Origin of the sequence: Pseudomonas nitroreducens (genome assembly GCF_024170165.1) — a bacterium.
GTDB classification, from domain to species: Bacteria; Pseudomonadota; Gammaproteobacteria; order Pseudomonadales; family Pseudomonadaceae; genus Pseudomonas; species Pseudomonas nitroreducens_C.
Genome location: NZ_JALJXP010000001.1, coordinates 840181 through 862073 on the forward strand (window position 1 = coordinate 840181; position 21893 = coordinate 862073).

General features: G+C 66.3%; 16 protein-coding genes. 12 read left to right on the top strand and 4 right to left on the bottom strand.

The features are described from left to right. The first annotated feature begins 180 nt into the window (after positions 1-180). From bioD to J2T47_RS03880, 6 genes are all read left to right on the top strand, one after another. Positions 181-864 (top strand): dethiobiotin synthase, encoded by a 684-nt coding sequence (gene bioD / locus J2T47_RS03855; protein WP_253442550.1) that lies wholly within the window; start codon positions 181-183, stop codon positions 862-864. Between the two features lie 74 nt (positions 865-938). Then, the gene (locus J2T47_RS03860) at positions 939-1169 is read left to right on the top strand and encodes a hypothetical protein (RefSeq protein WP_081519677.1); all 231 of its coding nucleotides are present in this window, start codon (positions 939-941) and stop codon (positions 1167-1169) included. 310 nt (positions 1170-1479) lie between these two features. Then, on the top strand, positions 1480-3285 hold the full coding sequence (locus J2T47_RS03865; protein WP_138525329.1) for a phenylacyl-CoA dehydrogenase: 1806 nt from the start codon (positions 1480-1482) through the stop codon (positions 3283-3285). A 170-nt stretch (positions 3286-3455) separates the two neighbouring features. After that, entirely contained in the window at positions 3456-4736 is a 1281-nt protein-coding gene (locus J2T47_RS03870) for a GGDEF domain-containing protein (RefSeq protein WP_253442551.1), read from the top strand. A gap of 119 nt (positions 4737-4855) precedes the next feature. Continuing rightward, the gene (locus J2T47_RS03875; RefSeq protein WP_253442552.1) at positions 4856-6652 is read left to right on the top strand and encodes an acyl-CoA dehydrogenase C-terminal domain-containing protein; all 1797 of its coding nucleotides are present in this window, start codon (positions 4856-4858) and stop codon (positions 6650-6652) included. 208 nt (positions 6653-6860) lie between these two features. Beyond that, on the top strand, positions 6861-8639 hold the full coding sequence (locus J2T47_RS03880) for an acyl-CoA dehydrogenase C-terminal domain-containing protein (protein WP_253442553.1): 1779 nt from the start codon (positions 6861-6863) through the stop codon (positions 8637-8639). 424 nt (positions 8640-9063) lie between these two features. On the opposite strand, the gene J2T47_RS03885 is transcribed toward J2T47_RS03880, so the two are convergent. Beyond that, positions 9064-9942 carry a LysR family transcriptional regulator gene (locus tag J2T47_RS03885; RefSeq protein ID WP_253442554.1) on the bottom strand — a complete coding sequence of 293 codons (879 nt, stop codon included), beginning with the start codon at positions 9940-9942 and terminating at the stop codon, positions 9064-9066. Positions 9943-10310: 368 nt separating this feature from the next. Here J2T47_RS03885 and J2T47_RS03890 point away from each other — a divergent pair, with 368 nt between their 5' ends. Then, positions 10311-12284 carry a PhoX family protein gene (locus J2T47_RS03890; RefSeq protein ID WP_253442555.1) on the top strand — a complete coding sequence of 658 codons (1974 nt, stop codon included), beginning with the start codon at positions 10311-10313 and terminating at the stop codon, positions 12282-12284. 146 nt (positions 12285-12430) lie between these two features. Here the strand turns inward: J2T47_RS03890 and fnr are convergent, their stop codons facing one another. Continuing rightward, positions 12431-13132, bottom strand: coding sequence for a fumarate/nitrate reduction transcriptional regulator Fnr (gene fnr / locus J2T47_RS03895; protein WP_437180946.1), 702 nt, complete (start codon positions 13130-13132; stop codon positions 12431-12433). A 289-nt stretch (positions 13133-13421) separates the two neighbouring features. On the opposite strand from fnr, the gene J2T47_RS03900 reads away from it, so the two are divergent. The 5 genes from J2T47_RS03900 to J2T47_RS03920 all read left to right on the top strand — a co-directional run bounded on the left by J2T47_RS03900 (position 13422) and on the right by J2T47_RS03920 (position 18106). Beyond that, a complete protein-coding gene (locus tag J2T47_RS03900) occupies positions 13422-14189 on the top strand; it encodes a COG4705 family protein (RefSeq protein ID WP_253442558.1) in 768 nt (255 codons plus the stop codon). 105 nt (positions 14190-14294) lie between these two features. Further along, a complete protein-coding gene (locus tag J2T47_RS03905) occupies positions 14295-15599 on the top strand; it encodes an NAD(P)/FAD-dependent oxidoreductase (protein ID WP_253442559.1) in 1305 nt (434 codons plus the stop codon). 13 nt (positions 15600-15612) lie between these two features. Then, complete coding sequence (locus tag J2T47_RS03910) at positions 15613-16164, top strand: helix-turn-helix domain-containing protein (protein WP_045212753.1); 552 nt, start codon at positions 15613-15615, stop codon at positions 16162-16164. A gap of 76 nt (positions 16165-16240) precedes the next feature. Further along, positions 16241-17590 carry a glutamine synthetase family protein gene (locus J2T47_RS03915; RefSeq protein ID WP_253442561.1) on the top strand — a complete coding sequence of 450 codons (1350 nt, stop codon included), beginning with the start codon at positions 16241-16243 and terminating at the stop codon, positions 17588-17590. 357 nt (positions 17591-17947) lie between these two features. Then, positions 17948-18106, top strand: coding sequence for a YqaE/Pmp3 family membrane protein (locus J2T47_RS03920; RefSeq protein ID WP_003084988.1), 159 nt, complete (start codon positions 17948-17950; stop codon positions 18104-18106). Here J2T47_RS03920 and J2T47_RS03925 read toward each other — a convergent pair. Both J2T47_RS03925 and J2T47_RS03930 read right to left on the bottom strand, forming a co-directional pair. Then, positions 18103-19671 (bottom strand): methyl-accepting chemotaxis protein, encoded by a 1569-nt coding sequence (locus J2T47_RS03925; RefSeq protein WP_253442562.1) that lies wholly within the window; start codon positions 19669-19671, stop codon positions 18103-18105. The two genes, J2T47_RS03920 and J2T47_RS03925, sit on opposite strands and share 4 nt — an antisense overlap. After that, on the bottom strand, positions 19668-21848 hold the full coding sequence (locus tag J2T47_RS03930) for a putative bifunctional diguanylate cyclase/phosphodiesterase (protein WP_253442564.1): 2181 nt from the start codon (positions 21846-21848) through the stop codon (positions 19668-19670). Before J2T47_RS03930 ends, J2T47_RS03925 begins: the two co-directional genes overlap by 4 nt. Between the last annotated feature and the right edge of the window lie 45 nt (positions 21849-21893).

Sequence of the window (21893 nt, forward strand, 5' to 3'; positions counted from 1 at the left end):
GCGAGTTGCCCTCTCCCTAACCCTGGCTGCGCGCCCCGCTCCGAAGGGAGAGGGGACCGTTCGGTGCAGGTTGAAACAACGTATCAGCCGGCACGGACAACTCCCTCTCCCTTCAGGGAGAGGGCGGGGGAGAGGGAAGCCCCAAGCGCAGATGCCCACATAGGAGCACTGAAGAAAGCCATGACCCACGCCTACTTCGTCACCGGCACCGACACCGAGATCGGCAAGACCACCATAGCTGCGGGCCTGCTGCATGCGGCGCGATTGGCCGGGTTGTCCACGGCGGCCGCCAAGCCGGTGGCTTCCGGTTGCGAGCGCAGCCCCGAGGGCCTGCGCAATTCCGATGCGCTGGCGCTGCTGGGTGAATGCAGCGTGCCGCTGGCCTACGAACAGGTGAACCCCTTCGCCTTCGAACCGGCCATCGCCCCACACCTCGCTGCCCGCGAGCAGGGTGTGAAGCTGACGGTGGAAGCGCTGAAGGGGCCGGTGCGTTCGATCCTCGAGCTGGGCGCCGACTTCACCCTGGTGGAAGGCGCTGGTGGCTGGCGCGTGCCGTTGGCGGGGGAGGAGAACCTCTCCGACCTGGCCATCGCCCTGGAACTGCCGGTGATCCTCGTCGTCGGCGTGCGCCTGGGCTGCATCAACCATGCGGTGCTCAGCGCCGAGGCGATCCAGCGTGACGGCCTGGTGCTGGCCGGCTGGGTGGCGAACATCGTCGATCCGGCGACCTCCCGTCTGGAAGAAAACCTCGCGACCCTCGCCGAACGCCTGCCCGCGCCCTGCGTCGGACGCGTGCCACGCCTGGCCCGCGCGACTCCGGCGGCGGTAGCGGCGCATCTGGACCTGGGTATCCTGGATTTGTAACCGACCCTTGGCCTGACTGGCCGGGTCTGCTTGAATAGTGGCCACTTGCTGCTTTTGGTTGTGGAGGCGCGTCGATGGAAATCTCCGGTAATGCTTTCTCTGCGGGCCTGTATGGCGTGCAGAACGGCCAGCGCCGCGTCGACCGCGCCAGCACCGACATCGCTACCGCCGGCAGCGCGCCCAGCGAAGTGCTCAACGACCGCCTGGTCGACCTGCGCCGCGGCGAGCACGAAGTGAAGGCCAACGCCAAGGTCATCCAGGCTGCCGACGAAACGCTCGGCACCCTCATCGATATCCGCGCCTGACGGCGAGCGTTTCCCACTCCTGAATTCTTCCCGGCGGCCGGCTGTCCTCGTGACACGCCGGCCGCTCTGCCATGGGCTTTAATCAGTCTCAGGACGTCGCTGCGAATACACCCCGCGGACAGCCCGGCGAGCGTGACCAGGCGGTCGGTTTGCACGCTTGACAAGGGTATGGCGTAAACGTATGTTTCAAACGCCTGTTTGACTGTCCGGATGCGTACGCGCACCGACTGGGCGGCCGGGAATGCTCCCGCACTGCGACCGCAGCTATCGGTCGCCCATTAACCAGAACCCTTCGTAGAGGTTTACCGCTATGCCTGATTACAAGGCCCCCTTGCGTGATATCCGTTTCGTTCGCGACGAGCTGCTGGGCTACGAAGCGCACTACCAGAACCTGCCGGGCGCCGAAGACGCCACCCCGGACATGGTGAATGCCATCCTCGAAGAGGGTGCGAAGTTCTGCGAACAGGTAATCGCTCCGCTGAACCGCACTGGCGACCTGGAAGGCTGCAAATGGAGCCCGGAAGGCGTCAAGACTCCGACCGGCTTCAAAGAGGCCTACCAGCAGTTCGTCGAAGGCGGCTGGCCGAGCCTGGCCCATGACGTCGAGCACGGCGGTCAGGGTCTGCCCGAATCCCTGGGTCTGGCGATCAGCGAAATGGTCGGCCAGGCCAACTGGTCCTGGGGCATGTACCCGGGCCTGTCCCACGGCGCCATGAACACCCTGCACGCCCACGGTACCCCGGAGCAGCAGCACGCCTACCTGACCAAGCTGGTTTCCGGCGAATGGACCGGCACCATGTGCCTGACCGAGCCGCATTGCGGCACCGACCTGGGCATGCTGCGCACCAAGGCCGAGCCGCAGGCTGACGGCACCTACAAGATCACCGGCACCAAGATCTTCATCTCCGCTGGCGAACACGACATGGCCGACAACATCGTCCACATCGTGCTGGCCCGCCTGCCCGATGCCCCGCAGGGCACCAAGGGCATCTCGCTGTTCATCGTGCCGAAGTTCCTGCCCAACGCCGAAGGCAACGTGGGCGAGCGCAACGCCGTTTCCTGTGGCTCCATCGAGCACAAGATGGGCATCCACGGCAACGCCACCTGCGTGATGAACTTCGACGCCGCCACCGGCTTCCTGATCGGCCCGCCGAACAAGGGCCTGAACTGCATGTTCACCTTCATGAACACCGCTCGCCTGGGTACCGCGCTGCAAGGCCTGGCCCACGCCGAAATCGGTTTCCAGGGTGGCATCGCCTACGCTCGCGAGCGTCTGCAGATGCGTTCGCTGACCGGCCCGAAAGCGCCGGAAAAAGCCGCTGACCCGATCATCGTGCACCCGGACGTACGCCGCATGCTGCTGACCGCCAAGGCTTTCGCCGAAGGCAACCGCGCCATGCTGTACTTCGCTGCCAAGCAGGTCGACATCGTCCAGCGCAGCCAGGACGAAGAAGAGAAGAAAGCCGCTGACTCGATGCTGGCCTTCCTCACCCCGATCGCCAAGGCGTTCATGACCGAAGTGGGCTTCGAAGCCGCCAACCACGGCGTGCAGATCTATGGCGGCCACGGCTTCATCGCCGAGCACGGCATGGAACAGAACGTCCGCGACAGCCGTATCTCCATGCTGTACGAAGGCACCACCGGCGTTCAGGCGCTGGACCTGCTGGGCCGCAAGATCCTCATGACCCAGGGCGAAGCGCTCAAGGGCTTCACCAAGATCGTGCACAAGTTCTGCCAGGCCAACGAAGCCAACGAAGCTGTAAAAGAGTTCGTTGCACCGCTGGCCGCGCTGAACAAGGAGTGGGGCGACCTGACCATGAAGGTCGGCATGGCTGCCATGAAGGACCGCGAGGAAGTCGGCGCTGCATCGGTCGATTACCTGATGTTCTCCGGCTACGCCTGCCTGGCCTACTTCTGGGCCGACATGGCTCGCCTGGCTGCCGAGAAGCTGGCTGCCGGTACCAGCGAAGAGGCCTTCTACCAGGCCAAGCTGAAGACCGCGCGCTTCTACTTCCAGCGCATCCTGCCGCGCACCCGTGCGCACGTTGGCTCCATGCTGTCCGGCGCCAACAACCTGATGGACCTGGCCGAGGAAGATTTCGCCCTCGGTTACTGATCAGCGCCCTGGCCGGACGGCAAGCCGTCCGTCTGCTGAACAGCGAGAAGCCCGCCGCAAGGCGGGCTTTTTCGTATCCGGAGCCACACAAAACACCGCAGAAAATGCCATCATTACGCCACTTGCCGATCGACTGACGGCGAGCCCGGCACCCACTCTGCGGAACCTTTGTGCGACCCACGGCCCCTTACCGGATCAGCCATTTCCTCACGCCCCTGTTGCTGATTCCGGCCGGCATCGCCGCCGGCTCCCTGGGCGAACTGTCTGACTTCTTCATCTCCCTGTTCAACGTCCTGCCGACCCTGTTGCTGCTGCTCGGTGGCGCGCTGTGCATGGTCTACGGTCGCCAGCGCCAGCTGTTCATGCTGACGGTGGTGTACATAGCGTATTTCCTGCTCGATACCCAGGTCGACTACTTCCAGGCGCATCGCGTGGTGATGCCGGAGGCGGCGCTGGTGTTCCACCTGTGTTGCGTGCTGCTGCCGTTGCTCTATGGGATGTACGGCATCTGGCAGGAGCGTATGCACATGCTGCAGGACCTGCTTGCCCGCAGTGCCGCGCTGATCGCCGTGGCCGGCGTCGCCACCGCCCTGGCCAAGCGCTTCCCGCAGGGCCTCGCGGAGCTGCTCAGCGACACCTATTGGCCCGCACTGCACGGCCACTGGATGAGCCTGGCGCAGCTGTCCTATCTCGGTTTCCTGATGGCCTTCATCGCCCTGGTCGCCGCCTACGTACGCCAGCCGCGCCCGCTGCACGCCGCGCAGCTGGTGGGGCTGCTCGGGCTGCTGTGGATGCTGCCCAAGGTGTTCATCCTGCCCCACGCCCTCACGGTGATGACCAGCCTGGTGATGCTCACCCTGGCCGGTGCGGTGGCCCATGAGGCCTACCAGATGGCCTTCCGCGACGAGCTCACCGGCCTGCCGGGACGCCGCGCGCTGAACGAGCGCTTCCAGCGCCTGGGCCAGCAGTATGTGCTGGCGATGGTCGACGTGGACCACTTCAAGAAATTCAACGACAGCCACGGCCATGACGTCGGCGACCAGGTGCTGCGCATGGTCGCCAGCCAGCTGCGCCGCACCGGTGGCGGCGGCAAGGCCTACCGCTATGGCGGCGAGGAATTCACCCTGGTGTTCGCCGGCAAGTCGATCGAGCAGTGCCTGCCGTATCTCGACGGCGTGCGCCAGGCCATCGAAGGTTACGCCATGCACCTGCGCGACCGCGGCAACCGCCCCAAGGACGACCGCCGGGGCCGCAGCAAGCGCGCCGGCAAGGACGCGCAGACGGTCTCGGTGACCATCAGCGTCGGCGTCGCCGAGCGCGATGGCGAGCGGCGCAGTCCGGAGGAAGTCATCAAGGGCGCGGACGAGGCGCTGTACTCGGCCAAGAGCGGCGGGCGCAACCGTGTGGCGGTGCACGGGCAGTCCCGTCGCGGCGCGGTGCGCACCGCCTGAGCGGCCTGCGTTATGACCGCGCATTCAGCGCGTGCAGCGTGATTGTCCGCATCGTGACGGGCCGTTAGGTTCGAGTTTTCCGCGCCAAGCTGGCGCCCTGAACCGAACGGAGATTCGCGATGCCCGAGTACAAGGCCCCCCTGCGCGACGTGCGCTTCCTCACCGACGAAGTCTTCGACTTCACCGGCCGCTACGAAGCCCTCGGTGCCACCGACGCCACCCCGGACATGTTCGCCGCCATCCTCGAGGAAGGCGCGAAGTTCTGCGAGCAGGTCATCGCCCCGCTGAACCGCTCCGGCGACGAGGAAGGCTGCCACTTCGACAACGGCGTGGTGACCACGCCCAAAGGCTTCAAGGAAGCCTTCGCGCAGTATGTCGAGGCTGGCTGGAACGGCGTTTCCAGCGATCCGGAATTCGGTGGCCAGGGCCTGCCGCCGTCCCTCGGCCTGCTGGTCAGCGAGATGATCGGCGCGTCCAACTGTTCCTGGGGCATGTACCCCGGCCTGACCAAGGGCGCCATGGCCGCCATCCACGCCCACGGCACGCAGGAACAGAAGGACACCTACCTGCCGCGCATGACCAGCGCGGTGTGGACCGGCACCATGTGCCTCACCGAGCCGCACTGCGGCACCGACCTCGGGATCATCAAGACCCGCGCCGTGCCCAACGCGGACGGCAGCTACGCGATCACCGGCACCAAGATCTTCATCTCCGCCGGTGAGCACGACATGAGCGAGAACATCATCCACCTGGTCCTGGCCAAGCTGCCCGACGCACCGGCCGGCACCAAGGGCATCTCGCTGTTCATCGTGCCGAAATTCAACCTGGATGCGAACGGCGAAGCCGGCGAGCGCAACGCCGTGGCCTGCGGCTCCATCGAGCACAAGATGGGCATCAAGGCTTCCGCCACCTGCGTGATGAACTTCGACGGCGCCCGCGGCTTCCTCATCGGCGAGGCCAACAAGGGCCTGGCCTGCATGTTCACCATGATGAACCACGCGCGCCTGGGCACCGGCATGCAGGGTCTCTGCCTCGGCGAGACCAGCTACCAGGGCGCCGTACGCTACGCCCAGGACCGCCTGCAGATGCGTTCGCTGACCGGCCCGAAAGCGCCGGAGAAACCCGCCGACCCGATCATCGTCCACCCGGACGTGCGCCGCATGCTGCTGACCATGAAGGCGTTCAACGAAGGCAACCGCGCGCTGGCCTACTTCACCGCGCAGCTGCTGGACATCGAGCATCTGTCCCAGGACGCCGAAGAGCGCGAGCGCGCCGCCAGCCTGCTGGCCTTCCTCACCCCGATCTGCAAGGCCTTCATGACCGAGACCGGCCTGGAGGTCACCAACATCGGCATGCAGGTATTCGGCGGCCACGGCTTCATCCGCGAGTGGGGCATGGAGCAGCTGGTGCGTGACTGCCGCATCGCGCCGATCTACGAGGGCACCAACGGCATCCAGGCGCTGGACCTGCTGGGCCGCAAGGTCCTCGGCAGCCAGGGCAAGTTGCTGATGGGCTTCACCAAACTCGTGCACCAACTCTGCCAGCAGCACGCCGAGCACCCGCAGCTGAAAGCGCAGGTCGCCCAGTTGGCGACCCTGAACAAGCAGTGGGGCGAGCTGACCCAGAAGGTCGGCATGGCCGCCATGAAGAACCCGGACGAAGTCGGCGCGGCCTCGGTCGACTACCTGATGTTCTCCGGCTACGTCACCCTCGGCTACTTCTGGCTGCGCATGGCGCTGGTTGCCGGGCAGAAGCTGGAGGAGGGCGCCAGCGAGGCGGCGTACTACCAGACCAAGCTGGCCACCGCCGAGTTCTACTTCAGCCGCCTGCTGCCGCGCGCGCAGGCTCATGTGGCGGCGGCGGAAGCCGGCTCCGAGGTGCTGATGCGCCTGTCGGCCGAGCAGTTCGCCCTGTAATCCCCGTGCCAGACGAGGAGGCCCGCTTCACGCGGGCCTCCTCGTTTTGCGCTACATATTGTGACCAATCTATAGTTGTGCGGTCACAACATGACGCTTAAAGTCTGAAAAGTTGTTGGAGTAAACTCCGGCGGCGTACCTTCGTGTACCTCCTATTCTGATACCGCTGGCTGCCTGATCAGCCGTCGTTTTCGTTCGAGGATCCATCATGGCTGACTACAAAGCTCCCCTGCGCGACATGCAATTCGTCCTCAATGAAGTCTTCGAGGTCGCCAACCTGTGGGCTGAACTGCCCGCCCTGGCCGAGACTGTCGACGTCGAGACCGCCGCCGCGATCCTCGAAGAGGCCGGCAAGGTCACCGGCGGCGTGATCGCCCCGCTGAACCGCAGCGGCGACGAAGAAGGCTGCAGCTGGAGCGCCGAGGGCGTGAAGACCCCGGCGGGCTTCCCCGAGGCCTACCGCACCTACGCCGAAGGCGGCTGGGTGGGTGTGGGCGGCGCGCCGGAATTCGGCGGCATGGGCATGCCCAAGGTGATCGGCGCCCAGGTCGAGGAAATGGTCAACTCGGCCAACCTGTCCTTCGGCCTGTACCCGATGCTGACCGCCGGCGCCTGCCTGTCGCTGCTCAACCACGCCAGCGAAGAACTCAAGGCCAAGTACCTGCCGAACATGTACGCCGGCACCTGGGCCGGTTCCATGTGCCTGACCGAGCCGCACGCCGGCACCGACCTGGGCATCATCCGCACCAAGGCCGAGCCGCAGGCTGACGGCAGCTACAAGATTTCCGGCACCAAGATCTTCATCACCGGCGGCGAGCACGACCTCACCGAGAACATCATCCACCTGGTCCTGGCCAAGCTCCCCGACGCGCCGGCCGGCTCCAAGGGCATCTCGCTGTTCCTGGTGCCGAAGGTGATGGTCAACGCCGACGGCTCGCTGGCCGAGCGCAACGCCGTGTCCTGTGGCTCCATCGAGCACAAGATGGGCATCAAGGGCTCCGCCACCTGCGTGATGAACTTCGACGGCGCCACCGGCTGGATCGTCGATGCGCCGAACAAGGGCCTGGCCGCCATGTTCACCATGATGAACTACGAGCGCCTGGGCGTTGGCATCCAGGGCCTGGCCACCGGCGAGCGCTCCTACCAGAGCGCCGTGGAGTACGCCCGCGAGCGTATCCAGAGCCGCGCGCCGACCGGCCCGGTCGCCAAGGACAAGGCCGCCGACCCGATCATCGTGCACCCGGACGTGCGTCGCATGCTGCTGACCATGAAGGCGCTGAACGAAGGCGGCCGTGCCTTCTCCAGCTACGTCGCCATGCAGCTGGACACCGCCAAGTACAGCGAAGAGCCGACTACCCGCAAGCGCGCCGAAGAACTGGTCGCCCTGCTGACCCCGGTGGCCAAGGCCTTCCTCACCGACATGGGCCTGGAAACCACCCTCCACGGCCAGCAGATCTTCGGCGGCCACGGCTTCATCCGCGAGTGGGGCCAGGAGCAATTGGTGCGCGATTGCCGCATCACCCAGATCTACGAAGGCACCAACGGCATCCAGGCGCTGGACCTGATGGGCCGCAAGATCGTCGGCAGCGGCGGCGCCTACGCCAAACTGTTCACCGACGAAATCCGCGCCTTCACCGCCTCGGCATCCGCTGAGCTGGCCGAGTTCATCGGCCCGCTGAACGCCGCCGTGCAGAACCTGGACGAGCTGACCGCCTGGGTCCTGGACCGCGCCAAGGGCAACCCGAACGAAATCGGCGCCGCCTCGGTCGAGTACCTGCACGCCTTCGGCTACACCGCCTACGCGTACATGTGGGCTCTGATGGCCCGTGCTTCGCTGGGCAAGGAAGGCCAGGACGAGTTCTACGCCAGCAAGCTGGGCACTGCGCGCTTCTACTTCGCCCGCCTGCTGCCGCGCATCCACTCCCTGACGGCCTCGGTAAAGGCTGGCAGCGAGTCGCTGTACCTGCTGGATGCCGCGCAGTTCTAAGCGTTCGTTCTGAAAAGCCCCGCTCCGGCGGGGTTTTTTTATGGGGATATTTCCTTTCCGAAGGGTGCTAGTACGAATCCGTGTAAGCCAAAGCTTACAAACAGCGGTGGTGATCGGCGTCTTTCTGACAAAGGCTTACGGCGGTAACCTTCTCCTCAGTCAGGACATTGCGCAGGAAGCGCCAAAGACAACACGGAAATATAGGGATTCCACCAAGGATGGTGGCCAGCACGGACGTCAGGATATCGGTCTGCAAAACCCCGTCTCGAAAGAGGCGGGGTTTTTTCTTGCTCGCGATTTCGATTGGGGCGTGTGCAGGACGGCGCAGGATGGCGCGGACCTGTAGGAGCGCGCCATGCGCGCGATCGCGGGCATGGCCCGCTCCTACCGGGGAATTCCGGGCTGGCCTGCTAACGCATGGGTATCACACCGCACCATCCAGCAACGAACGCAACAACTCCACCGTCGGCTGCTGCCGCTGCGCATCGCGATACACCAACCCAACGCTCAGCGGAATGCGCGGTTCGCTCAAGGGCTTCCACAGCAGGTCCTTGTGCGCATGCATCTGCCGCGCGCGGCCGGGCAGTACTGTCGCAAAGCGGCTCTGCGGCAGGCTGTCGAGGATGCCGCCCATGTGGTTCAGCTCCGCCTGCACCCGTGGCCGCCGGCCGATGGCTGCCAGTTGCTCCTGCCAGATCTGCCGGGCGCGAAATTCCTCGCCGAGCAGCAGCATCGGCAGTTCCGCCGCCTGGGCCAGCGACACCTTCTTGAAGTCCTTCAGCGGGTGGTCCGCCGGGATCACCAGCTGCAACTCGTCCGGGTACAGCTCGACACCATGCAGCGCCGGCTGGCGCGGCGGCAGGAAGCCGATGCCGATATCCAGCTGGCCGATCAGCAGGCGCCGCTCGATCTCCACCCCCGACAGTTCGTAGATGCGCACCTGCACATGAGGTTGCGCGGCGTGCAGGCGTTCCACCAGATGCGGCACCAGGCTCGCGTTGACCGTCTGCAGCACGCCGATGACCAGGCTGCGCGCGCTCTGCCCGCGATAGCCCCGCAACGCCTCGCGGGCGCGCTCCAGGCCCTCCAGCAGCGGCCCCGCATGGTTGTACAGCGTGTGCGCAGCGGCGGTCGGCAACAGGCGCTTGCCACTGCGCTGGAACAGCGCCACATCCAGGTTCTGCTCCAGCTGGCGAATCTGCTGCGACAGTGCCGGTTGGGAAATCGCCAGACGTTCGGCGGCGCGCCCGACATGGCCTTCCTCGTAGAGCGCGACGAAATAGCGAAGCTGGCGGAAATCCATAAGGTCTGCTTATCAACGAAACTGGAAAATCGAAATGGATAGCCGGCTATCCGGGTCGCTACTCTAGCGCCTGTCAGCCGAATCGGACGGGTAGACAAAGGTGTAAGACAACGCCGTTTCCATAGGCCCCGTCGAAGATTCCCCCCATGCCTGAAGCCCGCCCCGCGCGAGCTTCGCAAATGCCCTCGCGCCCGCCCCCGGACGTCGTCTTGGTCCTGCGGGGCGGCTTTTATCGCTGCCGCCGAGCCTGTCACAGGGCTCGGCGGCTTTGTCATGCCGACGTAACACCGCGTTCCTAACCTTCCGCCGATAGCTTCTACTGACAACCCGAGCCGTCAGAAAGACGGCCGTGCGGAAGGAACCTTCTGATGAGCGAGCGTTTCCAGGATTTCCACGACCGACTGGCCGCCTTCGACGACCAGGCGATCAACCCCTCCGGCAACGTGCCGATGAGCGAGCTGATCGACGCTTCGCGCCGCCGCCTGCTGAAGAACAGCCTGGTGCTGGGCGCGGTCGGCTTTCTCGGCGGCAGCCTGTTCCCCGGCCGCTCGTTGTTCGCCGCCGATGCGCCGGTGCCCACTGCGCTGCTGGGCTTCAAGGGCGTACCGGTGCAGCAGGACCCGAAGTTCGACCGGGTGATAGTCGCCGAAGGCTACAGCGCTCGGCCGTTCTTCTCCTGGGGCGACGCCGTGGTGAGCGGCTCGCCGGCCTGGAAGGGCGACGCCAGCGAGGACTGGAAAGCCCAGGAACTGCAGGCCGGCGACAACCATGACGGCATGCACTACTTCCCCTTCCCGGACGCGCCGGACAGCCATGGCCTGCTGGTGATCAACCACGAGTACATCAACCCGACGCTGCACCCCAGGGGCCAGACCTTCGAGGATCGTCCGGACGGTTCGCGCGGCCGCCCGGAAGGCGAGGTGCGCAAGGAAATCGCCGCCCACGGCCTGAGCGTGATCGAAGTGAAGAAGGACGCCGGCGGCCAGTGGCTGCGCGTCGAGGGCTCCCGCTATAACCGCCGCATTACCGGCAGCTCGCCGCTGGACCTGTCCGGCCCGCTGGCCGGCCACGACCTGCTGCGCACCGCCAGCGACCCGGACGCGAAACAGGTACTCGGCACCCTGAACAACTGCTCCATGGGCGTCACGCCCTGGGGTACCTACCTGGCCTGCGAAGAGAACTGGCACCAGTACTTCGTCAACCGCGACAAGGACGACTACGCCAGGCGCGTTTCGCACAAGCGCTACGGCCTGTCCAACGGCCAGTTCAGCAACTACTACGCCTGGGAGGCAGTGGACGCGCGCTTCGACGCCACGCCCAAGGCCGACCAGCCCCACGGTGGCCACGTCAACGAACCGAACCGCTTCGGCTGGGTGGTGGAGATCGACCCGTTCGACCCGAAGTCCACGCCGAAGAAGCGCACCGCCGTCGGCCGCTTCTGCCGCGAGTGCTCGACCCTCTCCCTGGGCGCCGACAACCGCATGGCGTTCTATTACGGCGACGACACAAAGGGCGAGTACATCTACAAGTTCGTCCCGGCTGGCCAATACGACGCGAACAACCGCGCGGCGAACGTCGACCTGCTGGATGAAGGCACGCTCTACGTCGCCCGCTTCAATGCCGATGGCAGCGGCCAGTGGCTGCCGCTGGTGCACGGGCAGAACGGCTTGAGCGCCGAGAACGGTTTCGCCAGCCAGGCCGAGGTGCTGGTCAACGCCCGCGCCGCCGCCGACAAGCTCGGCGCCACGCCCATGGACCGCCCCGAGTGGGTCGCCGTGCAGCAGACCACCCGCGAGGTCTACGTCAGCCTCACCAACAACGATGCCCGGGGCAAGAAGCAGCCGGTGGACGCCGCCAACCCGCGCAAGGACAACCTCCACGGGCAGATCCTGCGCTGGAACGAAGCCGGCGGCGATCCGACCGCCACCAGCTTCCAGTGGGAGATCTTCCTGCTGGCCGGCGAGCACCAGGGCGCCAGCGCGCCGGAGAACCTGATCGGGACCATCAACGGCGACATCTTCTCCTCGCCGGACGGCCTGTACTTCGATACCGCCGGGCGCCTGTGGATCGAGACCGACTACGACGACGCCGAAGCGCCGATGCAGGCCATGGGCTGCAACCAGTTGCTCTGCGCCGATCCGCACAGCCGCGAGGTGCGCCGCTTCCTGGTCGGCCCGCGCGGCTGCGAGCTGACCGGCATCACCCAGACGCCGGATGGCAAGACCCTGTGGGTGAACATCCAGCACCCGACGCTGAGCTTCCCGGCCAGCGACGGCAAGAGCATCCCGCGTTCCACGACGCTGGTGATCACCAAGGATGATGGCGGTGTGATCGGGACTTGATCGGTCCCCTGTAGGAGCGAACCGGCCGGCAGGCCGGCCATTGCACCGCCGTCGCGGTAATAGCGGAGAAGCTCCGCTCCTGCGAAGGACGGCCCTGTGCAGGCCAGGGGATTCGGTACGGGGGCGGTTCGCCCCCACGCGGAAACTCAAAGCTCGACTTCACCCCCGGCCAGTGCACACAGCTCGGTGAAGTCGACGATCTCCGTCTCCCGCCCGTCCACCCGGATCAACCCGTGCTTCTGCAGGCGGGTGAAGCTGCGCGATACGGTCTCCACTGCCAGCCCCAGGTAATCGCCGATCTCGTTGCGCGACATGCTCAGGCGGAAGCGCGTGGCGGAGAAGCCGCGTTCGCGGAAGTGCGCGGAAATGTTCAGCAGGAAGGCAGCGATGCGCGAGTCGGAATTCAGCCGCGAGAGCAGCAGCTTCATCTGCTGATCCTCGCGGATCTTGCGGCTCATCATCAGCATGATCTGGTGCGACAGCCCCGGAATCTGCAGCGACAGTTCCTCCAGCTGGTTGAACGGGATCTCGCTGCACAGCGTGCTTTCCAGCGCCTGCGCCGACACCGGGTAGCTGCCTTCGCCCATGCCGGAGAAGCCGAAGATCTCGGTGGCGAAGTAGAAGCCGGTGATCTTCTCCAGTCCCTGTTCGTTGGTGGTGAAGGTCTTGATCGAACCGGAGCGCACCAGGTACACGCTGTGGAACGGGTCGCCCTGGCGGAACACGAAGTCTCCTTTGTGCAGCAGGTGCCCCGGCTTGATGATCGCCTCGAGCTCCATGACCTTGTCGTCGCTCAGGGTCGGCGGCGCCAGGCGGCAGTTCTTGCAGTACGGTTGCGGTTTGATCATCTGATTCATCCCTATCCCCATGCGCCACGCGCGCAGTCAAGCGGTCTTCGGGCGCATCGCCCCCACGTAAAACCATAGCAACTGAGCGTGATCTGTCATCCGTCGCCCCGCTTCAGAAGCGAAATTGGCCAATGGATTTTTCATCCCGGCTTGACCCTTTCTTCACCGCACTGCCCGCAGTCTCCACGTCCATGCGCCAGGGGGTTATCGGGGGAGACCGCCAGCTCCGGGGTGCAGCGCCGCGCTCTGTCAGCAAGGACACGCGTCGATCCCGCCCACTTCCGGAGACATGCCCGTGAACAACAAACTGCCACAGATCACCCTGGCCTTCTGGGTGATGAAGATCTGCGCCACCACCCTGGGGGAAACCGCCGGCGACCTGCTGTCGATGACCCTCAACGTCGGCTATGCGATCAGCTCGCTGATCCTCATCAGCCTGTTCCTCGTCACCCTGGTCGGCCAGCTCGCCAGCAAGCGCTATGTGCCCTGGCTGTACTGGCTGGTAATCCTTTCCACCAGTACCGCCGGCACCACCATGTCCGACTTCATGGACCGCACCCTGGAGCTTGGCTACGCCACCGGGTCGGCGATCCTCATCAGCATCCTGGCGGCGATCTTCGCGGTCTGGCGCTTCAGCGGCACTTCGCTGTCGGTGGACAATATCCGTACCTTCAAGGGCGAGATGTTCTACTGGATCGCCATCCTCTTCTCCAACACCCTGGGCACCGCGCTGGGCGACTTCCTCGCCGACGACTCCGGCCTGGGCTTCGCCGGCGGTGCGCTGCTGATCGGCAGCCTGATCGCCGTGGTGGTGGCGCTGCACTATTTCACCAAACTGTCCTCGGTACTGCTGTTCTGGGTGGCCTTCGTGCTGACCCGTCCGTTCGGCGCGACCCTGGGCGACGTGCTGACCAAGTCCCACGAGAAGGGCGGGCTGGACTTCGGCACCATCGGCTCCTCGGCCATCCTCGCCGGCATCCTGGTGGCGCTGGTGGTGGTGGTCAGCGTGCGGCAGAAGCGCGAGGAGCAGGGCGGCGCCGCAGTGCTGTCTTCCTGATGATCTGAAGCGCAGCCCGTCCGCGAATGCGCGACGGGCTAGCCTTGTGAAATTTGTTCTGTTATTTTTCATGAAAAATAATCAGAACAATTTCACGAGGTAGCGATGTTCCTGCGTTCGCCCGAACCGGTCGGCACCTACTACGCCGGCGCCAACCCCGAGCTGATCCAGCCCCGCGAAGCCCTTCGCGAGCCGCTGGAATGCGAAGTCCTGGTGATCGGTGCCGGTTTCAGCGGCCTGCACACGGCGCTGCAACTGGTCGAAGGCGGCCGCCAGGTCTGCATGATCGAGGCCAGCCGCATCGCCTGGGCAGCCTCCGGACGCAACGGCGGGCAGGCATTGCCGGGCTGGTCCAGCGACCTGGGCCCCATCGAGGACGACCTCGGCCATGAAGGTGCGCTGCGCCTCTGGCAGGGCATGCTCTGGGCCGCCCACGAACTGCGCGACCTGCCGCAACGCCACGGCTTCGACTGCGACTACCGCATCGGCCATCTGTGGACCGCCGTGCTGCCGCGCCGGGTCGGTTCGCTCTACGACTGGCAGGCCGAGGCCAACCGCCGCTGGGGCTACGAAGGCCTGCAGTTCATCCCCCGTGAAGACCTGCCGCAGTGGATCGCCAGCGACCGCTATCAGGCCGGCCTGTATGACCCGAATTCCGCGCACCTCAATCCGCTGAAACTGGCCTACGGCCTGGCGGGCGCTATCGAGCGCGCCGGTGGCCGCATCTTCGAGCAGACCCGAGCCCTGAGCTTCCGCGAGAGCGGCAACGGCTACGAAGTGACCACCGAGCTTTCCAATGGCGAGCGGGGCAGCGTGCGCTGCGCCTCTCTGGTGCTGGCCTGCAACGCCTACATCGACGGGCTGGACCGCGACGTCTCCGAACGCATCCTGCCGGTGGGCACCTACCAGGTCGCCACCGCGCCGCTGGGCGAGGAACTGGCCCGCTCGCTGCTGCCGAGGAACTGCTGCGTCACCGACAACCAGTTCGTCCTCGACTACTTCCGCCTGACCCCCGATCATCGCCTGCTGTTCGGCGGCGGCTGCACCTACCTGGGCGGCATGCCTTCGGACATTCGCGCTGCCACGCGGCCCTATGTCGAGCGGGTATTCCCGCAACTCAAGGGCGTGGAGCTGGAATACGCCTGGGGCGGGCACATCGACTGCAGCATGCGGCGCACCCCGGACATCGGCCGGCGCGGCGACCTCTACTGGCTGCAGGGCTATTCCGGCCACGGCGTGCTGCCGAGCCTGGCCGCGGCCCACGCCGTGAGCGAAGCCATGGGCGGCCGCAGCGACGAGCTTGACCTCTATCAACGCATCCGCAATCCCGGGTTCCCCGGCGGCCAGCGCTTCGCCGCGCCACTGGAAGCCGTCGGCAAGGCCTGGTATCGATTACGGGATTTCATCTGATCCGGACCCTGCCATGACCCAGACGGCCACCAACGAACACCTTGCCACGCTGATCCGCGACCTGCGCAAGCACAAGAACCTCACCCTGGGCGAGCTGGCCGAGCAGATCGGCCGCTCGGTGGGCTTCCTGTCCCAGGTCGAGCGCGGCCTGTCGCAACCCACCGTCGCCGACCTCACCGCCATCAGCGAAGCCCTGGGCGTACCGACCACCTACTTCTACGCCGGCGACACCCGCCGCGAGCGCGACTGGGTGACCCGGCCGAACGACCGCCGCACCCTGTACTACGCCGGCGGCGTCACCGACATCCTCGCCTCGCCGAACATGTCCGGCGGCTTCTCCATGCTCGACAGCATCCTCGCCCCCGGCGCCACCAGCGGCGAAGGCCACTTGGACGACAGCTCGGAGCAGGGCGGTTTCGTCCTCGAAGGCGAGCTGACCCTCTGGTACGAGGACGACACCGTCACCCTCTACCCCAACGACAGTTTCCAGCTGCCGCCGCACAGCCAGTTCCGCTACGGCAACCTCACCGACAAACCCACCCGGGTGCTGTGGATCTTCACCTGATTTCCCAAGCCAGCCCGCGAGGGTTGGCTTGGGAAAACGATCCGGCCGCCCCCGCACAAAGGCCCCAGAGAACATCATGAACCGCCCGATGCATCCCGACCTGCTCAGCGAAGTCCGCGCCTTCCGCCAGCAATACCCGGACATCCGCTACGTCGACCTGATCTGCCTGGACATTCCCGGCCACTTCTACGGCAAGCGCTACCCTGTGGACATGCTGGAAAAAGTCGCCGCCGGCAGCCCGCTGAAACTGCCGCAGAACTGCGTGCTGCTGGGCGTACAGGGTGGCCTGCACCCCATCGGCGACTACTGCTTCAACGACGGCGACCCGGATGCGCCGCGCCGCCTGATCCCCGGCTCGCTCAAGCCGGTGCGCTGGGAGAACCAGCCACTGGGACAGATGCTGATCAGCTCCGACGGCACCGAGGCGCCCATCGAATTCGAACCGCGCGAAGTGCTTGCCCGAGTCATGCAGCGCCTGGAGTCCAAAGGCATTCGCCCGGTGGTGGCCTTTGAGCTGGAGTTCTACCTGTTCGACAAGAAACTCGACGCCGGTCTGCCGCAGTACCCGCGCGACCCGCTGAGCGACGACGAGGACGACCAGCCGAACATGCACATCGAGCGCCTGTCGCGCTTCTCCGATGTGCTCCATGAAATCGTCGAAGCCTCCCGCGAGCAGGGCGTGGACGCCAACGTCATCACCGCCGAGATCGGCCCGGGGCAGTTCGAGATCAACTTCGCCCACTGCGACGATGGCCTGCACGCCGCCGACCAGGCTGCGCTGTTCACCCGCGCCACCCGTGGCGTGGCGCTCAAGCATGGCTACCGCGCCAGCTTCATGAGCAAGCCCTACCTGCATGCGCCGGGCAGCGGCATGCACGTGCACGTCAGCCTGTACGACCGCGACGGCAACAACCTGCTCGACCAGGACAACCAGCAGGCCCTGCGCCACGCCGTGGCCGGCTGCCTGGAGCTGCTGCCGCACTGCATGCCGATCTTCGCCGCCAACCACAACGCCTACCGTCGCTACGGCTCCCGTGTGAACGCGGCGAGCAAGGCCAGCTGGGGCTTCGAGGACCGCGATGCGTGCATCCGCATCCCCGAATCCGATGGCAGGAACCTGCGTATCGAACACCGTCTGGCCGGCGCCGACGCCAACCCTTACCTGGTGCTCGCGGCGATCCTCACCGGCATGGAGCACGGCCTGGACACCCGTCAGGAACCGATCCCGCCGCTGAACGAAGACCGCGCCAGCGGCATCGACTTCCCCCGCGACATGCTCGGCGCCGTCGCTGAGATGGAAGACCACCCGGTGGTGAAGGAAGGCCTGGGCAGCGAGTTCGTCTTCGTCTACTGCGAGAACAAGCGCCACGACCACCTGGACTTCATGAACGAAGTCAGCGCGCGGGAGTACCGCTGGTTCCTCTGACGCGTGATGCTCTTTGTAGGAGCGAGCTTGCTCGCGATTGCGGGCCTGCTCCACTCCTTCAAAATCAAAAGCCCCTCTCCCTAACCCTCTCCCGCAGGCGGGAGAGGGGATTAAAGCGGCGTCAGGCGATACTCCGCGTGAACCGGCAACTCCAAACGGCCCCCTCTCCCTTCAGGGAGAGGGCTGGGGAGAGGGTGGCTCTTGCGCGCACTGCACCTGCAGGGGCGGCCGGTGCCCGCAATCGCGTCCATGGGACGCTCCTGCAGGCCGGCGCAGTAGCCAGGCAGATTCTCTGAACCCGCTCCGCTTGCCGGCGGTCAACTCCATGCACGAGGCAATCTCACAAGGAGCCACCGCATGGACCTCATCCGCATCCTCATCGCTATCCTTCTGCCGCCGCTGGGCGTGTTCCTCCAGGTCGGTTTCGGCGGAGCGTTCTGGCTCAACATCCTGCTGACACTGCTCGGCTACATCCCCGGTATCGTCCACGCCGTGTACATCATCGCCAAGCGCTAACCCGCCCGGCCGCCCTCCCAGAAATGCTCCGCCAGCATCCGCAGCTCCGCCGACAGTTCCGCCATCCGCGCGGCGCTGCGCTGGCAGGTGCCGACCTGCGCCGCGTTGCTATCGGCCGAGCCGCGGATGGCGTGCAGGCTGCGCTGCACGTCCTCGCTGGCAGCGCCCTGTTCCTCGATGGCTTCGGCGATCTCCAGGCTCATGCGCTGGATCGCCGAGACCTGCTCGCTGATCTTCTCCAGCGTGCCCGCTGCCTGACCGGCCTGGGCCAGGCTGGCCACCGCCTGGTCGCAGCAGTGCCATAGCGCGCGCACCGAATCCTCGGCGCCCTGCTGAAGGTTGCCGACCAGCGACTGGATGTCCCGCGCGGAATGCTCCGTGCGCGATGCCAGCGCGCGAACCTCGTCGGCGACCACCGCAAAGCCGCGTCCGCTTTCCCCGGCGCGCGCGGCCTCGATGGCGGCGTTCAGCGCCAGCAGGTTGGTCTGCCCGGCGACGTCGCGGATCACCTCGAGCATCCGCGAGATCGCCTCGCTGTGTTCCTTCTGCTGCTCCACCGCAGCACTGGCCGCACGCACCCCGGCTTCCAGCGCAGCGAGTTGCCCGCGCGTGCCGTGCACGTCCTGATGTCCGGACTGGGTGATGCGTTCGCTGCACTGCGCCGCCACCGCGCTGTGCTGTGCGTGCCGGGCGACTTCCTGGACGCTTTGCGCCAGCTGCTGCATGGCGCTGGCGACCTGCTCGGTCTCGCGCTGCTGCAACTGCGAAGCGGCGCTGCCGCCGGCCATGGCGTCGGCCAGTGCGGCGGAGTGCTCTGCCAGTTGCCGGGACGCGTCGGCCATCCGCCCGACCACCGCGGCGGTCTCCGCCTCCAGCATGCGCAAGGCGAAATCCAGCTCGCCGAATTCGTCCGCGCGGCCTGAATAGAGCTGCTGGCTCAGCGGGTTGTCGGCAATCTTGCGCGCGCGTCCGAGCAGCGCGCCCAGCGGTTGCAGGCGCAGCACCAGCCAAGTGCCGGATGCGCCCAGCGCCAGCAGGAAGGCCAGCGCGGTCAGCTTGGGTAGCAGCAGCGCGAGAAGAGCGCCGCCGGCCTGCGCCAGCAGCACACCAAGCAGCAGTTGAAGGACCAGCGGCACGCGCGGGCGACGTAATGTCCTGCCCTGGCGCATGCGCGCATAAAGGTGCTCCGCCGCGTCGATCTGCTCGGCGCCGGGGCGCGTACGTACCGACTGGTACTCCACGACCTTGCCGCCATGGCGGATTGGCGTGACGAAAGCGCTGACCCAGTAGTGATCGCCGTTCTTGCAGCGATTCTTCACCAGCCCCATCCAGCTGCGCCCGGCCTGCAGGGTCTGCCAGAGGTGGGCGAAGGCGGCGGGCGGCATGTCCGGATGGCGCACGCGGTTGTGGTTGAAGCCCACCAGCTCCTCGGCTTCGAAGCCGCTGACCTGGATGAAGTCCGGGTTCACATGGGTGACCGCGCCCTTGAGGTCGGTGGTGGAAAGGATGTTGGCATTGATGGGCACATCCACCTGGCGCCCGGTGACGGGCATGTTGAGCTTCATCGCTGGTGCTCCAGGCGGGTCTGGAACAGTTGCTCCGGCGCCACTGGCTTGCTGAACAGGAAACCCTGGGCGTGGCGGCAGCCTTCGGCGCGCAGGAAGTCGAGGTGCTCCTGGCGCTCCACGCCTTCGGCCACCACTTCCAGGCCGAGGCTGTGGCCCAGGCCGATGATCGCGCGGCAGATGGCGCTGAGCTCCGGGTCGTCCGGCACGCGGGTGATGAAGCTGCGGTCGACCTTGAGGATGTGAAGCGGGTAGCGCTTGAGGTAGCCCAGCGAGGAATAGCCGGTGCCGAAGTCGTCCAGCGCCAGGTGCACACCCTCGGCGGCCAGCTCGCGCAGGCAGGCGAGGGTTTCCGCGCCATCCTGCATCAGCAGGCTTTCGGTTATTTCCAGCACCAGGCTGCGCGGCGACAGGCCGCTCTCCGCGAGAATCTGCTGCACCCGCGCGGCGAAGCCCGGCTGCTGCAGTTGCCGGCTCGAGAGATTGACCGAGCAGTACAGGCTGCGATGCCCCTGGCTCTGCCACAGCGCCGTCTGCCGGCACGCCTGGCGCAGTACCCAGTCGCCGACCGGGACGATCTCGCCGGATTCCTCCAGCGCCGGGATGAAGTCCAGCGGCGAGATCGACTGGCCGTTGTGCTTCCAGCGCAGCAGCACTTCCACCGCTTCCCAGTGCGGCGAATCGCGGTCCAGACGGACGATGGGCTGGTAATGCAGGCTGAATTCCTCGCGGCGCAGTGCCTGGGCCAGCGCGCTTTCCAGGTCCAGCCGGCGCTGCGCCTCGGCCTGCAGCTCCAGACTGAAGCGCGCGTACTGCGCCTTGCCGGCCTCCTTGGCGCGGTACAGCGCAAGGTCAGCGGCCTGCAGGGTGTCGATGGCCTGGCCGTCGGTCATCAGCCCGGTGATGCCGATGCTGGCGCTGACCACCAGCGTGCGGCCATCTACATGCAGCGGCTGGCGCAGGCAATCGAGCATGCGTTGCGCGACCTGCTCGGCGTCGACCAGGCTGGCGAGGTCGTCCAGCAACACGACGAACTCGTCGCCGCCGAAGCGCGCCAGATGATCGCCCGGTCGCAGGCAGCGCAGCAGGCGCTGGGAGACTTCCACCAGTACGCGGTCGCCCACCGCGTGGCCGAGGCTGTCGTTGATCAGCTTGAAGCGGTCCAGGTCGATGAACAGCAGGCCGGACTCCCGCGCGCCGGGGCGGCGCTGGCGCATCAGGGCCTGCTGCAGCAGCTCGTCCAGGCGCAGGCGGTTGCCCAGGCCGGTGAGCGGGTCGTGTCGCGCCGCATGGCTGAGCTGGTGTTCGCTGGCCTTGTGCTGGCTGATGTCGGTCTGCGAGCCAGCCATGCGCCCGTCGGTGACCACGCCGCGTGCCAGCACCCAGAGGTAATTGCCGTCGCGCTGGCGGATGCGGTACTCGTGGCTGAGCAGCGCGCTGCTGCCGCGCAGGTGGGCGTCGATGGCCTTGCGCAGGCCGGGCAGGTCGTCCGGGTGCACGCGGGCGAACCAGCTGGTGCTGCCTTCGCCGAGGTTGTCGCGGGTCAGCCCGAGCATGCGCGCCCAGCGCTCGGAGACGTAGAGGCGGTCGTTGCCCAGGTCCCAGTCCCAGATGCCGTCGTTGGCGCCGCGCAGGGCGCGGGCATAACGCGCCTCGCTGTCCTCCAGCGCCTGGCGCTGGGCGGCGCCGTAGGTGTCGATGGCCAGCGACATGTCGAAGAACACCCGCTTGAGCAGACTGGCGTAGGTCTTGGCTTCGTGTGCATCGCCCATCAGGTCGGCGAGCATCTGGTCGAGGTACAGGCGATACGCGCCCAGGTACCACTTCAGCTCTACGCCGACCTGCTGGTGCACCAGCCCGATGCGCAGGCGGTCGCGCACGTAGTCGGCGTCCTGCGGGGCATCCCAGAGCTGGCGGTAGTACTCGAACTGGCTGCATTTCAGCCGCGCCAGCGTTGCCGGCTCGGCGAGGATCGATCCCAGCGGCGGGTACTTGCGCAGGTGATCGTAGAGCTGCTCGATGAAGCGCTGGTGGCAGCCGTCCAGTTCGGCGGCGCGGCCATGGAGATGGCCGCCATCCTCCTCGCGCCACTCCAGGTAACTCAGGCGCTGATCGACTTCCATCGTCGACAGGCCGATGCGCTCGAGCACGCTCTCGAGCTTCGGTCCCAGGCCCATGTTCGGCTCCTTGCGGGTCTGCTGTTTTTGTCGGGCATGAAAAAA